The sequence below is a fragment of the Pseudoduganella sp. R-31 genome, from assembly GCF_049913235.1.
GTDB lineage: Bacteria > Pseudomonadota > Gammaproteobacteria > Burkholderiales > Burkholderiaceae_D > Rugamonas.
Genome location: NZ_CP183986.1, coordinates 6,475,982 through 6,493,723, shown reverse-complemented (window position 1 = coordinate 6,493,723; position 17,742 = coordinate 6,475,982). Strand labels below are relative to the sequence as shown.

The following is a 17,742-nucleotide window of genomic DNA, read 5'->3' as shown; positions in this document are numbered from 1 at the left end:
TACGACCTGTTGAACCGCCTGGTCAGCAGCACCGACGCCCTGGGCGGCGTGACGCAGTACCGCTATGACGCCAAGGGCAACCGCATCGGCACCACCGATGCGCTGGGCCGCACCACGGCCAGCGTGTACGACGCCGACAACCGCCTGGTGGAGCAAACCGATGCACGCGGCACGGTGACCCGCTACGCCTACGACGTCAACGGCAACCGTACCAGCACCACCGACGGCGCCGGCAACAGCACTGCCTATGCCTACGATGTACTGGACCGCCTGGTCAAGACCACCGATGCCCTAGGCGGCGCCACCACCTACGGTTACGACAAGGTCGGCAACCTGACCAGCACGACCGACGCCAACGGCCATACCTCGACCAATGCTTACGATGCGGCCGATGACCGCATCAGCCATACCGACGCGCTGGGCAATGTCACCAGGTTCGACGTGCGCGAACACCACCAGGTGTCGCGCGTCACGGATGCCCTCGACAACTGGAAGAGCACCTGGTATGACCAGGTCGGCCGGGTGAGCGGGCACGACAGCACCGATGGCCTGAGCGACAATCTCACGCGCGACAGCAACGGCAACGTGCTGATGCGCACGGACGCGCTGCAGAACGCCACGCGCTACTTCTACGACGACAACAACCGCCTGACGGACAGCGTGTCGGCGCTGGGCTACCTGACCCACTACGAATACGACGAAAACGGCAACATGGTGCGCCAGACCCGCTATGCCAACAAGGTCGACGGCCAGCTGCCGGACCCATGGTGGGGCGACCGCGACAGCTTCCGCATCGACCTGCCGCTGGCCGACGATGCGCACGACCAGGTCACGGCCTACGAATACGACGCGCTGAACCGCCTGGTGCGCAGCGTCGACAGCCTGGGCGGCATTTCGACCCGCGAGTACGACGCGGTCGGCAACCTGGTGCGCGAAGTCAATGCACAGGGCAATGCCGTCAGCTACACCTACGACGAAGGCCACCTGCTGCTGTCCTCAACCGACGTGCTGGGCCAGACCAGCAGCTACAGCTATGACGTGCTGGGTCAGCGCGTTGCCGTGACCGACGTGCTGGGCGGCGTCACCAGGAGCGCCTACGACGCCCTGGGTCGTGTGACGTCCACCACCGATGCCCTGGGCGGCATCAGCGGCAACACCTACGACGCAGTGGGCAACCGCCTGAGCGTTACCGACGCCAACGGCCATACCACCAGCTATGAGTATGATGCCAACAACCGCCAGGTGCTCAGCCGCAGCGCGGAAGGCAACGTCCAGCGCAGCGAATACGACGCGGTCGGCAACCTGGTCAAGGTCACCGATGCCCTGGGCAATACCACGACCTACCAGTACGACGGCGAACACCGCCTGCTGATGGTCACCGACGCGCTGGGCAACAAGATCCAGCACGCCTACGACAAGAATGGCGACCGCCGCTATACCTATGACGGCACCGGCTCCTACTTCGGCCAGAGCGTCGACGCCGACCGCCGCCTGGTCGAGACCGACTTCCGCGAAGGCAACGAGCGCCAGCAGTCCTATGAGCTCGATGCCTTCGGCAACCGGATCGTCGTCCGCGACGGCAATGGCAACCCTTGCACCTATGCCTACGACAAAGGCAATCGCGTCATCAGCAAGACCGACGCGCTGGGCAATGTCACCACTTACGAGTACGACATCCTGGGCAACCGCACCGCCATGGTCGACGCCAACGGCGCGCGCACCGAGTACAGCTACGATGCCGCCGGCCGCCTGCTGAAGGAGACCGACGCCATGGGCGGCGTGACCACCCACGTCTACGATGCCGCCGGCCACGAAACCAGCAGCACCGACGCGCTGGGCTTCAGCACGCGCTGGAGCTACGACCTGCTGGGCCGCCTGCTGAAGGAAACCAATGCCCTGGGCGGCGAGACCAGCTACGAGTACGATGCGGTCGGCAACCGCCTGGCGGCGCAGGATGCCGCCGGCGGCCGCACCTTGTTCGCCTACGACGGCGACAACCGCCTGGTCAAGCAGACCGACGCCATGGGCGCTGCTGTGTCGTACGCGTACGATGTGGCCGGCAACCGTGTCGCCATCACCGATGCCCGCGGCAACGTGACGACGCTGGCCTACGATGCCGACAACCGCGTCAGCACCAAGACCGACGCCCTGGGCAATGTGACCAGGTACGGCTACGACGCCAACGGCAGTTGCACCAGCGTCCAGGATGCCCGCGGCAACACGACGAAGTATGGCTACGACAAGTTGAACCGCCGCGTCAGTGTCATCGACGCGCTGGGCAACTACACCGAAACGAGTTACGACGGTGTGGGCAACCTGAGCCAGGTCCGCGATGCCAACCAGAAGTACACGAGCTACTACTACAACCAGGCCGGCGCGCTGGTGCGCACCAAGGACGTTCTCGGCAACGAGGAAAGCTATACGGTGGACGCGGTGGGCAACCGCCTCAGCCGCACCGACGCCAACGGCAACACGACCAGCTACAGCTACGACGCGCTGCGCCGCCAGACCAGCGTCACCGACGCGCTGGGCGGCGTGACCCGCTTCGCGTACGATGCCCTGGGCCACGTGACCAGCCAGACCGACGCCAACGGCAACGTCACGCGCTACAGCTACGACGGCCTGGGCCGTGTCGTGGGCGAGACCGATGCACTGGGCGGCAAGCGCAGCTACGCATACGATGCGCTGGGCAACCTGGTCAAGGAAACCGATGCTGCCGGCAACGCCACCAGCCATACCTATGACGCCGACAACCGCCTGCTGAGCACGACCGACGTGATGGGCGGCGTGACCCGCTACGAGTACGACCAGAACGGCAACCGCCTGCGCACGGTCGACGCGGCCGGCTTCGCAACGCTGGCCAGCTACGATGCGCTGAACCGCCAGGACAGCAGCACCGACGCCTTGGGCAATGTAACCCGCTTCAGCTACGACGGCGTGGGCAACCGCGTCGGCGTGACCGATGCCAACGGCCACACCACCAGCTACGCCTACGACGCCGACAACCGCGTGGCCAGCGTCACCGATGCCCTGGGCCACACCACCTGGTTCACGTACGACAAGCTGGGCAACCGTGCTTCCATGAGGAATGCGCGCGGCTTCACCACCTATTACTACTACGACGGCCTCGGCCGTCTCACCCAGCAGGACAGCAGCGGCTACTCCCAGCGCTGGACCTACGACAAGGTCGGCAACACGCTGACGCACGCGGACGGCATCGGTACCTGGAACTACAGCTACGACGCGCTGAACCGCCTGGCCACCAGCACCGATCCGCTGTCCAACGTCACCAGCTACGGCTACGACGCAGTCGGCAACCAGACTTCGGTCACCGACGCCAACGGCCATACCAGCACCGCCACCTTTGACGGCCTGCGCCGCCAGCTGTCCAGCACCAACGCCCTGGGCCAGGCCACCAGCTACGAGTACGACGTGCTGGGCCGCCGCACCGCCACGGTCGACGCGCTGGGCCGCCGTACCGGCTACGCCTACAATGCGCGCGGCGACCTGCTGCAGCAGACCGACGCGCTGGGCCAAAAGACCAGCTTCAGCTACGATGCAGTGGGCAACCGCCTGACCGCCACCAGCACCGCCGGCGCCACCACCGTCTTCGAATACGACGGCAACCGCCGCCTGGTGCTGCAGAAGGACGCCGACGGCGTGCGCACCACCCATGCCTACGATGCGGTGGGCAACGAGACCGAGCGCGTGCTCGGCGCCGGCACCGCGCTGGCTGTGAAGACCAGCTGGACCTACGACGAAAACAACCGCCGTACCAGCGAGACCGACGCGCTCGGCGGCACCACGCGCTATGAGTTCGACGAGGTCGGCAATGTCAGCAAGAAGACCGATGCGCTCGGCCTGGAACGCAACTACGAATACGATTACGCCAACCGCCTGAAGCGCGAGTACGTGATCTGGACCCAGTCCGTCAATTACACTTATGACGCCGCGGGCAACCTGACCGACAAGTCGGATGAACTCGGCAAGCACAACCAGTACCGCTACGATGCCGACGGCCGCCTGGTGGAACACACCGACGCCAACGGCTTTGCCACCAGCTACGGCTACGACGCGGTCGGCAACCAGATCAGCGTGGCGCGCGGCGGCTTCACCACCACCAGCGCCTACGACGCGGCCAACCGCGTGGTGTCGACGGTGGACGGCAACGGCTGGCGCACCGATTTCGTCAACGACGCGGTCGGCAACGTGCTGGAGCAGCACCAGCAGATCGACCTGGCCGGCACCACGGCCAAGACCAGCTATTACTACGATGCGCTGAACCGGCAAGTGGCCGAGCGCAGCGCTGCCGGCCAACTGAGCACGCAGCGTTACGACGCGGCCGGCAACGTGGTGTCCTCGACGCGCTACGGCCAGGCAGTAGCGCTGCCGGCCAACGGCGCGCTGCCGCAAGCGGCGGCGGGCGACGCCGGCCGCACCACGTCCGCTTCGTTCGACATCATGGGCCGCATGCTGTCCAGCACTGGCGTCGACGGCAGCGTGACCAGTTTCGCCTATGACCTGCTGGGCCACCGCGTCCAGGTGGCGGAATTCGCCGGAACGGCGAACGAGCGCGCCACCAGCTACAGCTACGACCTGCTGGGCCGCAAGACCTCCGAGACCGACGCGATTGGCAAGCGCACCGAGTTCACCTACGACAGCATGGGCAACCTGCTGAGCGCCAGCGAAGGCGCCGGCACGCCGGAGGTGCGCGTCACGCGCTACGAGTACGACTTCATGCACCGCCTGGCGCTGGAAGTCAATCCATTGGGCCAGCGCACGCAGCGCGGCTACGATGCGGTCGGCAACCTGGTGGTGGAAAGCACCGTGTCGGACGACCTGACGCAGGCGCGGACCAGGCACTTCCAGTACGACGGCAACCGCCAGTTGATCAGGACCTCCAACGACGGCTTCCGCGATGAGTCGACGACGATGGAGTACGATGCCTTCGGCAACCGTACCAGGATCACCACCAGCAACGCCGGCCAGTCGCACAGCACGCAGTACCACTACGATGCGGACAAGCGCGTCGACAGCAGCACCGACGGCAGCGGCAACGTCACGCAGTTCCGCTACGACGGCGCCGGCAACCTGGTGGAGACGGTGGAAGCGGCCGGTGTCGCCGGCAGCGAACGCCATACCCGCTACGCCTACGACCTGGACGGCCGCCTGACCAGCGTCACCGACCCGATGGGCTTCACCACCAGCTACCAGCTGGACGGCTATGGCAACCGCGTGCGCATCACCGACGCCGAAGGCCGCAGCACCGTGCAGACCTTCGACATCAAGGATCGCCTGCTGACCGCGCTCGACGCGGCCGGTGCGCTGACCACCCAGGCCTGGAACATCGACGGCAAGCTGACCTCCAGCACGCTGTCGCGTGCCGATGGCAGCGACGCGCGCAGCACCCGCAGCCAGTACGACATCATGGGCCGCCTGGTGTCCAGCACCGACCAGTTGGGCTATACCGCCACGGCCAGCTACGACCTGTTCGGCAACCGCATTGCCGCCGTCAGCGGCCAATACCTGCTGCAGCCTGGCGATGCCGGCTACGACGCAGCGCTGGCGGCACATGCCCGTCCGGCCGAAGTCAAGCTGGCCTACGACGCGCTGAACCGCGTGGTGGCGGCGACCGACGCCATGGGCATGGTGACCACCACGGCCTACGACCATTTCGGCAACCGCCGCGCTGTCACGGCGGGCGCCGGCACTGCTGCCGCGCGCACCACGCTTTACAGCTACGATTCCGAAGGCCGCCTGCGCCGCACCGAATCGCCGGAAGGCGCCGTGGTGACCTACGAGTACGGCAGCGCCCAGCTGGACAAGCCAACCCAGGAAACCCACGAAAACCGCTTCGGCGCCGCGACCACCAAGCTGTATGCCTACGACGGCAACGGCCGCGTCATCAGCGAAACGGAAGGCGGCGTCACCACCAGCCATACCTACGATGCAGCGGGCAACGAGGCCGCCACCAGCGCCGGCGGCGCCGGCGTACGCCATGAGTTCGACCTGGACGGCCGCGAAACGGCCCTCATCGACGGCGAAGGCAACCGCACCGAGTACACCTATGACAAGGTAGGCAACCGCATCAGCGCCAAGGATGGCCTGGGCAACGTCACCACCAACTGGTACGACCAGGCCAACCGCCTGGTGGCCACGGTCGACGCCATGGGCTACCTGAGCAAGATCACCTACGACCTCGCGGGCAACCGCCTGGCGGTGACCCAGTTCGCCAACGCCTGGCACGGCGCCCTCGATCCGGCCCAGCCGCCGGCCGTGGCGGCCAGCGCCATGGACCGCGTGCAGCTGGCGGAGTACGACCTGGCGAACCGCCAGACCCTGCTGGCCACGCCGGACGGCTTCCGCACCAGCTACGTGCTGGATGCCGCGGGCAACCGCCTGCAGCAGGTGGAGCATGCCGGCACTGCTTCGGCGCGCACCACCGACTACGCCTACGACAAGGGCAACCGCCTGCTGCGTCAGGCCGGCTTCGACGGCGGCGTGACCACCTATGCCTACGACATCGTGGGCAACCAGGTGCAGCAGTCGCTGGCCTATGCCGGCGAGCCGGTGCGCGTGACCAATTACGGCTACGACCTGGACAACCGCCGCACCAGCACCGTGTTCGACCCGAACGGCCTGCGCGTGGCCCAGTCCAGCAAGTACGACGACCTGGGCAACGTGATCGAAACCACCGACGGCGAAGGCCGCCGCAGCAGCTACGAGTACAACGGCAATGGCCGCCTGGCCTTCGTGCGCGACGGCATGGGCGGGGTCGTGCAGTCCTATACCTACGACGCGGCCGGCAACGTGGCCACCGAATCGGGCAAGGAAGGCCTCAAGACCTACACCTATGACCGCAACAACCGCCGCATCACTGCAACCGTGGCGGCGACCCAGCAGTTCTCCATCGCCAACGGCAGCAGCTTCGGCACCGCACAGTCCACCGTGCGCTACGACTCGCTGGGCAACGTGGTGCAGGTGACGGATGCCAACGGCCTGCCGACCACCAGCTATTACGACGCCAAGGGCCGCATGGTGGCCCAGATCGACGGCGACAACGTGCTGCATGAATTCGAGTACGACGGCTTCGGCAACCAGGTTGCCGAGCGCCTGTACATGACGCGCCTGGCCGCCACCGCCCACAACCCGGCGCAGCGTCCGGCCGCGCCGGCGGGCGAAGTGCGCCTCTACAAGTACGAGCACGACATCAACGGCCGCGTACTGCGCACCGTCTACCCGCAGGTCAGCCTGGGCAGCCTGTCCAACACGGCCGGCAACGACCCGACCGTGAATTCGGCCATGGTGACGCCGGAAGAACATAACGCCTACGACGCCTGGGGCAACCTGGTGCAGAACGACGGCATCGACGGCGGCCACACCTTCAGCTACCGCGACGCGCTGGGCCGCCTGACGGCGCAAGTCGATTCCATGGGCTACCTGACCCAGTTCGACTACGACAAGAGCGGCAACGTGCTGCAGAAGCGCGTCTACGCCACGCCGCTGGCGACGGCGGGCCTGAGCGCCGCCAGCGTCCCGGCGGCGCCGGCCGGCAAGGTGGCCGTGACCAGCTACAAGTACGACCTGGCCAACCGCCTGCTCGAACAGCGCGATCCGGCCGTGGAAGTGACCGACCCGGCCACCAACACCGTGTCGCTGCAGGCGCGCGTGACAAGCTACACCTATGACAAGGCCGGCAATGTGCTGGCCAAGACCATGGCAGCCGGCACGGCGCAGCAGGCGGTCGAGTACTACTACTACGACAGCCGCAACCGCATGATCGGCAGCATCGACAGCCATCGCGGCCTGTCGCTGTTCAACTACGACGCCCAGGGCCGCATGACGCGCAGCGTGCATTTCGCGCGCCCTGTGGCGGACGGCGTCAACGCCGGCGCCCTGGCCAACAGCTACGGCGCCCTGCTGGGCGTGGTCTCCAGCGATCCGGCCGACCAGGCTTCGCTGTATTCCTACGATGCGCGCGGCCGCCTGGCGACCCAGGACGACGCCCTGGGCGGCGTCTCGGTCAGCGCCACCGGCGACACGCTGAACGTGGGCTACAACGGCTATACCCGCCGCAGCTACCAGTACGATGCAGTGGGCAACCGCAGCTGGGTGCAGGACCAGGACGGCTTCGTCGTCAAGAGCGCCTTCGACGGCATGGGCCGCACCGTGCAGGTGCAGCAGCCGGACGGCAGCGGCAGCCGCCAGTTCTACGATGCCGCCGGCAATGTGGTGTTCCGCTACACCGGCGAAATGAAGAACCAGGCGATTCCGGCCAGCGACATCAAGCTCAGCGTCGATGGCAACGACCTGGCGCTGGACTACAACACCGGCGCCAGCGGCATGGCGTCCTACGTGGTGTGGGACACCGTCTCGCACGCCGATGCGGCCAGCTACGCCAACCGCACCGAGACCAGCACCAACCTGCAAGCGGGCTCCGGCCACGCCGCGCTGCCACGCCCGGCAGCGGGCACCACGCTGTACTACCGCGTCGTCACGCAGGACGTGGCGGGCAACCGCGTGTACACCGGCGAGAGCAAGGTGGTGATGCCGCCTGCCGTGGACGACGTGCAGGTCAGCCGTCCTGATGCCAATACCATGCGCGTGCGCGTCAAGTTCGGCGCCGGCAGCCAGTCGCCGACCCTGTTCTACGGCCCGCATGGCGGCGCCAACACGGCCAGCCCGATGGCGCTGGCTGGCGACGGCTATTACGAAACCACCCTGCCGGTCAACGGCGACCCTGGCCAGCTGGGCTTCCGCCTGCAGTGGCAGGATGCCGCCGGCGTGCAGTTCAGCACCGGCGAGAAATCCTTCCAGGCGCCGGGCCAGCGCGTGGGCACCAGCACTTCGCTGAACGAATCCGTGCAGCCGGGCGGCGTGATGCTGAACCTGGGCCTGTCCGTCAACGGCGGCGGCATGGCGTTCAACCTGTACGTGGCCAAGTGGCGCGTGCAGGGCAGCGACCGTCCGTTCTCGCAGAACGGTTCCACCAACGGCGCGATGGCCATTGGCGCCGATGCGCCGCTGGCCGTGGGCCAGGCCTACGAGATCGAGATCACCGGCATTACCGCCGACGGCCGCGAGGTCGTGCTCGAGCACATGGTCTACACCCCGACCGGCGAAGCGGGCAAGTCGAGCCAGTACAACGCCTCCACCTGGGAGGCGCCGGCGGCCGGTACCGACCAGCTGGTCATCGTGCAGGGCCAGCCGGTCGTGGCGGAGCGCTACGCAGGCCGCATGCTGGTGCACACCAGCGGCAGCCCAAGCGGCGCCACCGCGGTCTACTACGCCAACCGCGTACTGGCCAGCCACACCACCTCCACCACTTCCAGCGAATGGAAGGAATGGATGGTCTCGGCCGACGCGCAAGGCAAGGACACCAGCCATTGGGAACAACGCGGCTACAACCTGGCCTTCAACACCACGCTGCATCCGAGCGAAGCAGCGCTGGTGACGGGCGGCCTGCACCTGTCGTGGCGCAGCACCGGCAGCGGCAACGGCGTGGCCTTCGACAACGACGAGTTGATGCAGGACCTGGGCAACGGCCAGTACAACCACACCGTGGCGAAGATTCCGCTGCCGGCCAAGTCGCTGGACTACAAGGTCTGGTACCTGGACGCGCAAGGCCGCGAAGTGATCGTCGACTGGAACCGTGCGGCGGACGACGCCAACACCCTGCATAGCGGCGAGTCCTACATCGTCCTGGCGGGCGAAGACGGCGGCAGCATCAGCGGCGCCACCATGAGCGCCGGCACCTACGTCGGCCCATTGAGCAATGCCGACTTCCTGCAGGGCATGCAGCTGGCCAGCGAGGAAACCGGCCTGGCCGGCGGCGCGCTCGATGCAGTGGCCAGCGACAGCGGCTACTTCAGCGAAACGCGCTACAACGCGCTCAATGCCAAGATCGCCTCGACCGAGAACGATGGCGTCTGGCGCGAGTACGACGTGGATGCCGCCGGCCACGCCGTCGCCACCCATACCCTGGGCAAGAAGGGCAACGTCAACGGGACCGTGTCGTACTCGCAGTACGACCTGCGCGGCAACGAGCTGACCAAGTGGGATGTCGCCTTCGTGGTATCCGGCGAGGGCAGCGCACGCCGTCCGGTCACCCGTTCCAGCTACGACTTCCTGAACAACCTGGTGTCGCGCACCGATGCTGCAGGCAATACCAGCACCCGCGAATACGACGTGCAGGGCACCCTGCTGCGCCAGACCGACGCGCTGGGCCACAGCAAGTCCTTCAGCTACGACAACCTGGGCCGCGAAATTGCGGTCACCGATGAACGCGGCTTCACCAGCACGTCGCGCTATGACAGCCATGGCAACCGTGTCGAGCAGACCGACGGCGGCGGCGTGGTGACCAGGTACGGCTACGATGCACTGGGCCGCATCACGTCCCTGACCGACGGCGTGGGCCAGACCACGCCTATCGTCTACGACGCGCAGGGCCGCGTGGTGCGCCAGGGCTTCAACCAGTTCGGCTACGACGGCCGCGGCAACCGCACCGCCTCGTACGACTTGAACAACCCGTCCGGCCACCGCATCGAGATGCGTTACGACGGCCTGGGCCGCGTGCAGTCCGTGACCCAATGGCGCCGTGTCAACGGCAGCTCGGTGGACGTCGCCACCACCAGCTACCGCAGCTACGACGTGTTCGGCAACCTGATCGCGGAAACCGACGGCAACGGCAAGACCAAGCAAAGCCAGTTCGGCGGCTTTGCCCAGCTGCGCCGCGCGATCGACGAAGACGGCCGCGTCACCAGCTACACCTACGACGACTTTGGCCGCGAAACTTCGCAGACCAGCGTCAGCGGCAAGAACATCCGCCGCGCCTACGACGAGGCCGGCCACCTGGTCGAGATCCTCGACCTGGCCACCGGCGTGCGCACCACTTACGGCTACGACATCATGGGCCAGCGCGTGAAAGAGGAGACCACCGGCGTGGTCGACTTCGAAGGCGCCACCCACAACCGCATGCTGGCCTACCGCTTCGATGAACTGGGCCGCATGACGTACTGGAAGGACAGCGTCACCGGCCTGGAAGAAACCATCAGCTACGACGAAGTGGGCAACCAGGTGCGGGTGCAGGGCAATGGCGGCGGCACCAGCGTCGACCATGGCACCGACTTCGACGGTGCAGGCCGCGTCATCGCGCTGCGCAACAGCAACGCGGTGGTTGGCCATTACACCTACGACGCCGCAGGCCGCCGCAGCACCTACACGGCAGGCGGTGTGGTGACCACCTACACCTACGACGACCATAACCGTCCGGCCACGGCGCTCAGCGTCAAGCAGCCCGATTCCTACGCCGTGAGCGAAAGCGACCTGCGCTTCACCGATCACGAAGACGACATGGGCAATCCGGTCTACACCAGCGTGACCGTACGCGAGGCGCTGCAGGCGATCGCCATCATCCAGTACCGCGATGCGAACCGCTGGGCCAAGATCGCGCAGGACAACGGCATTGTCGATTTCGAAGCCGATGCCTTTGCGACCCTGAGCGGCCGCACCCTGGCGCTGTCGCGCGACGAAGAGCTGATCTGGCAATACGACGTTGCGGGCAACAACACGCTGTTCATCGAGAAGCGCGATGGCGTGACCTGGTCCACTGCAACCAAGACCTACGACCAGTCGAACGGCAACCTGACCAGCAACACCAACACGCTCAAGAAGCTCGACTTCGATCCGAACGCGCTGCCGATCACCGGCCACCTGTTCGACCTGCGCCGCATGAGCGCAGCGGAAGCCATCCACAAGGGCTACAGCCCGGCCGGATGGGTCAAGACCGAGAGCGAAAGCCAGGAACTCTCGCAGCAGTACAACGCGGCGGGCAAGGTCAGCAAGACCACCATGCGCACGGTGACGCCGAAGTCGACCAAGACTTACCAGTACACCTACGACTACTACGGCGATGGCCGCGAGCGGTCGATCCGCGCCTTCGGCGATGCCAGCGGCAACGCGACCTTCACCTACAACGCCAACGACAAGCTGGTGATGATGAACCAGGGCCGCGGCGATGGCCAGGACCGTGACGAGATCTCCCGTTACGCCTACGACAACGACGACCACATCGTCGCCAAGTGGCACGACAACGGCAAGGACGGCGCGCGCGACCGTATCGACTACGTCTACGCCCAGGGCAATCCGGTGGCCGAAACCGGCACCGCGATCCAGGGCGGCGCGTACACCGCGATCGATACCAAGAACTACGCACTGTTCGAGAACTACGGCAAGGACTTCCCGGGCGGCACGACCTCCAGCTACACCGTCAAGGGCGGCGAAACGCTGCAGGGCATTGCCAACACCCTGTGGGGCAATCCGAGCCAGTGGTACGTGCTGGCCGAGGCCAACGGTCTGTCCGGCACCGAGGAGCTGAAGGCTGGCCAAGTGCTGGTGGTGCCGTCCAACGGCAAGTCCGAGCCGATCACCTCGCAGACCCACAAGACCTACAACGAGAACGAGATCGTCGGCAGCAAGCTGCCGAACCTGAAGTCGCCACCGCCGAAAGGCAAGAAGTGCGGCGGCTTCCTGCAGATCCTGGTGATCATCGTCGCCATCGTGGTGACGATCTACACCGCGGGTGCGGCAGCTGGCCTGATGGGCGCGTCGCTGTCGGCGACCGCCAGCGCAACCACCTTCAGCGCCGGCCTGGCCGTGCTGGGCGGTGCTGGCGGCATGGCCGGCCTGGGCGCGGCCATGATCGGTGGCGCCATCGGCTCCATCGTCAGCCAGGGCGTTGGCATGGCGGTCGGCATTCAGGAACACTTCAGCTGGAAGAGCGTGGCCATGAGCGCTATCGGCTCCGGCGTGGCAGCCGGCATCGGCGGCACAGGCGTGTTCAACCTGACCCCGTCCACCGCGATCAATACCGGCCTGACGGCAATGGCATCGAACGTGGCAACGCAGGGCATCAGCATCGCCTTCGGCCAGCAGAAGAACTTCAACTGGCGTTCGGTGGCGGCGTCCGGCGTTGCAGCGGCGGCCAGTTCGGCGGTCGGCGACCTGCTGAAGAACGTTGATATCGCCGGCAGCGATGCGGCCAACGAATTCCTGCGTAAGACTGCCAAGTCTGTGACCTCCAGCGTGACCACCCAACTGGTCGAAACCGGCAAGGTTGACTGGCGGTCGGTGGCGATCACCGAGGTGGGCAACTACATCAATTCGAAGGTCAACGAGAAATGGAGTACCGGCCTGTCGAATGTGCTGGCCGAGTCCGTAGTGGGCGCCGGCCTGGCAAGGCTGCGCCATCAGGATCCGCTGGCTGGCGCCATCGGCGGCGCGGTGGGCAGCATCGTCGGCCAGATGTCGCGCAGCGCATTTGCTGCGGTGGGCATCAACGCCGAAGAGGTTACGGCCGAGGGACAATTCGCCAGCTCGCGCGGCGTGGTCAATGCAGACGGCAAGATCGCAGGCACCGACATCAAGTTGCCTTGGGAGGTCGCCGGCCCAGACGGCCAACGCCTGGACAGCAACAACCTCCACAACAGCATTTTCACCGGCCAGGGCTTCAGCAGCAGCAACATCCTGGAGAACATTGTTACCGCAGTCGGTTCCGGCCTGGGCAGCGCGTTCGCGCAGTGGGCGGGTCGCGATACCCGCGCAGCAGCCTCTGCAGGCGGCGGTGCGGCATCGCGCGCCTACCAGACGGACATCAAGGAGGGGACTGCAGCTGCGTTTGATAAGCTAGTCGCGGCTGACAAAGCGAAGAAAGATGCGGCGACGCAAGCGGCGAAACCTGCCAAACCGACGGTCTATAACAATCAGGCGGCCCTGTACGGTCCTACCCAGGAAGAGTTGGAGCTCGGTCAGTTGGGCTTGGCTGGGCTGCCTGGCTATATGAAGCCCGGCGCCGGTCTCAATGGCGTCCCGGCTGCGGACGTGGTAACACCTGGCGTGGATCAGCAGGCGCCACAGGGCCCAGACGCGGAAGGCACGCCACAAGCGGCAGCGCAAGAAGTCGACAAGAGCAAGATGGGCGATGATGCTTTGAAAAAAGCGCTCTCGCTTCGAAAAGAGCATCCGAACTGGACACCTGCACAAGTTGCCGAAGCAGCAAATGCATGGGGCAGGGAGGTCCTCAAACGAGAAGACGACCTGTTCACGGTGCACAAGGTTGAGCGCGGCGACACGGCGCTCGGCTTGGCTGGCGAAGCTTATGGCAAGGAAAATACCCGTGCCGGTTACGCCCTCGATACCGTGCTGAACGGTGCCCGCGGCAAGCAGGCCTGGGAGCTGAAGGAAGGCAAGGACACGCTGATGATGGCGCGTGATGTTGCGGAATCGCTGTTTAGCGATGAAGACACTCGCAAGCAATTTAGCCGCTATGCCGGCCAGATGATCGCCGGCGAAAGTGCAATTCGCATTCAAGCCCAGATCCTGGCCGAGGAGAAGCGACAGCGTGACCTGAACGCAACGAAAACCCAGCAAGTGCAGCAGGCAGCCCCTGCTCAGCAAGCGCAGTCTCAGGCTCCGGTCGCACAGCCGCGCGCCGAAATCCGGGCAGACTACAGCGCTGCCGATGCCACGGCTGTCGAGCATAACGCGGCCGTGAACGGCGCGCTGCGCGAGCAGGACAATGCCACTAACTTCGGCTCCTACCTGTATTACGGCCTGAAAGCGAAGGTAGTCGATGCGGCCTACACCGTCAAAGGCACCGCGCAGACGGCGTATGCCGACGGCGCGCAGAAAGTGGAGGTGGCGAAACGATATGTCGGCGATACGGCCACGCTGGCCGCCGCCAACTATGTCGACGTCGCTTCCAAAGTGGTACATGCAGGTGAAACCGCAGTCGCAGCATGGAACGGCGAGAAAGCCGAACGTCGCGGCAGCGCCATGCTGGACCAGTTTGTCGATACGTTGCTGGTGAAATCTGGCAACGATCGTAGCGTCCTGTTGACGAATGCCGCACCGCAAATACTTGAGGCCGGCTTGACCAAGGTGCAGGAAGGCCTGGACTACTCGATCAAGAGCAGCACCCGCGCCGCTCTGGATGTCACGCGGGCGATCGATGCGGTGACCGGCAGCGACCTCTCGAGCAGCATGAAGCAGGTGGCTGATTATGCGGAAAAATCGAAGAGCCCAGTGGCCGACCTGATGCAAAACCTCAGCGATGCGAGGGATGCAGGCGTCAAACAGTTGTACACATGGGCTGATCAGGCGGGCGACAAGTCGCCTTTGCTGGGTACTGCGATCTACACGTTAGCCAAGGTGACTGACGTGGCAAGCGACGCCACGATCGGCAGTGCACGCCTGGCCGTCGATGGCGATTACCGCCATGAGAAAGTGGAGCAGTTCGAGAAGCTGGAAGCGGTGCAGTCCACGACGCACCTGTTTGTTCAGGGCGTGCGTACTGCGGTGAACAATGCAGCCAGCGGCGCGATGGTCCTGGCCGGCGGCGTCGTTGCCGCAACCGGCAATACGGAGATGGCCGACAACATCTTCGGCGCAGCCACCGATTTGCGCAATGACGAGCGGTTCCAGCCGATCCGCCAGGATAGTTACGCAAAAGGAGTTCATATGGCCGGCAGTATTGCGGTCACCGTGGCGACGATTCCGACAGGTATTGGAGGCATCGGCTTTGGTGCCCTGCAGTCAGTCAATTCCGCCAGCACCAAGATCGAGCATGGCGCGTCGACTGAAAGCGCCCTGGCTAGCGTCGGTATCGATCTGGCTGCCATCGCTATTGGTGGTGGCTTGAACGCCACGGCTGCCGGCAGGGTGGCGCGGCAAGGTGCTCCGCTCGGCGGCGCCATTGGCCGCGCAGAACAGGCCATTGGCCGCCTGATGGAGGGCGAAGGCCGACTTGCCAGCTCGCTGAATGCTCTCTCCGGGGATAAAGTCCAGGCCCTGGCAGGACTGGGGGTGGATGTAGCCGCTATGGGAGCGAAGGATGAACTGACGGCAAACGACGTGGCGGCCAGTGCGGGCTTCAATGCCCTGGGAACCATCTTGGCTGGTCGCCGCGGGCTGCATGTACCGGAAGGTCCTGCACCACGGACCGCGCATGCGGATGCTGCGCCGGATGTCTATGTAGGACGTTCGCAATCGGCGGAGGCAGATATTCCTGTCGGCTCTGCGCCACGTATAGAGCCGACGATGCCATCCCGCGTTTCGTCCGACGATTTGTTGTCGGCGTTGCCTCAGCGTCAATTGATCGAACGTCAGGCCGGTATCGCAGGACGTCGTGAGGCAGTCGCTGTTCAGGAGTCGGTGAAATTGTCTGGTTCGAGCAGTGAGTCGTTGCCACGTGTAGCGGAGCATGGTGCTTCAGTGAACAACATGGCTAAGCACGAAGCAGAAATTGTACGCCGCACGACCGCCGAAACGGTGAATGCCGAGATGGAAGCGGCGGGCATGCAGCCGGCGTGGATGAAGGGCACAGAAGTAGTCGAGCGAATCGATCCGGCCGGTACCCAGTACCGCCAGGTTGTAAGCCAGGGTCAAGCCGATGCATTGCAACGTGGCGTGCCGGCTGCGGGCAAGTGGGCCACCCGCGATCCAATTCCAAGTCAAGAATTTGCGCGTAACGACTTGGCTATTCTTAAACAGTTCAAGGACGATGTGTCTATTGAAATGACCTACGAGTCGACACAGCCCCATCACGTCCGCGACGGTGTAGTGGGGCCACTCGAAAGAGCGCCTGGTGGTGCTGGACAGGTTCAGTTCTTGGGAGAGAAGAATTTCAAAGTACTTAGTTCGCGTGAGTTGCCAGTGCACTCGCCAGTGGAACCTCCGCGGTCCGGTGCTGGCAACAGGGAAATGGATCTATTGGCGCAAGGACATGGCGACGATACTTTCGTTGGTCCTCGCAAGACTGCATTTACGGAGGACGAGATAGCGTATTACCGCAAAAAGTCACCCAACGATGCGGGACGCGATTATGTAAATACAGGAACCGGGCCGAAAGTTGATCCGGTTTATGGTTACCCAGTAACTCGCTTCCAGGCCGACCATATCATTGCATTCGACAGTATTATTCGTAGGCCGGGATTGTCAGAACTGCCGCCTGCACAGGTTCTTGAGGTTATTAACCTTAAAGAGAACTTGATGGGACTTGGAGCGTCGACCAATACGTCGAAGCAGGATAAGACTTGGGGTGAGTGGCCAGGGCATTCGAGGCTGGGGCCGGTTCCTGACGACGTCCGAAGTGCGATGTTGGCGCGGGAAGCCGCGGCTAGCACAGCAATTGACGACGCTATCTCGTCTCGCCTTGCGGCATACCGGGGAACTGTCGGCCCCGATCTGACAGCACAAGCTGGAGGCCGGCCTGGTACGCACTTTGAACGCACGGAAGGCCTCGGGAGCCATGCTTCGATCGCAGATCTGCGCGCCTCTGGTGCCCTGCCGGGAACAGAAGGCGTAATTGTTACCGATCGCACGGTTCGCTTTGGCGATATTTATGAACTGGGCACGTTAGGTGGCCGCAAGGTAGAATTCTCCCTGACGACGGAGCGCGTAGACGGAAAGCTAGTTAAGAAACTGTATAGCGGTGATGCTTGGACTAGCGCCGTGCCGCGTGATTCGCGTTTAATTGGCCATGTCCACCCGAATGAAACACCGACCCAGCAATGGCCGTCAACGCAAGACATGAATACTGTTAATGCTCGTTATTTCAGGGAAGTTGAGGTCGAACCTACTGCGCGACCAACACCGTCGCGCATTTTCTGGGGACCGGGCGATACGGACAACACGATTTTCTACCCAGGTTACGGCAAAGATCCGCATTCTGGCAAAGGAGGCTAA

1 protein-coding gene (running past one end of the window) is annotated in these 17,742 nt (G+C 64.7%); it reads left to right on the top strand.

The window, feature by feature from the left end; translation table 11 throughout:
• A protein-coding gene (locus ACN9MY_RS29670) for a LysM peptidoglycan-binding domain-containing protein (protein ID WP_426336543.1) crosses the window boundary here: on the top strand, positions 1–17,742 show its 3' portion. Its footprint begins 15,267 nt before the window's first position; the window shows 17,742 of its 33,009 coding nt (coding positions 15,268–33,009); the start codon falls outside the window, past its left edge; the stop codon is at positions 17,740–17,742.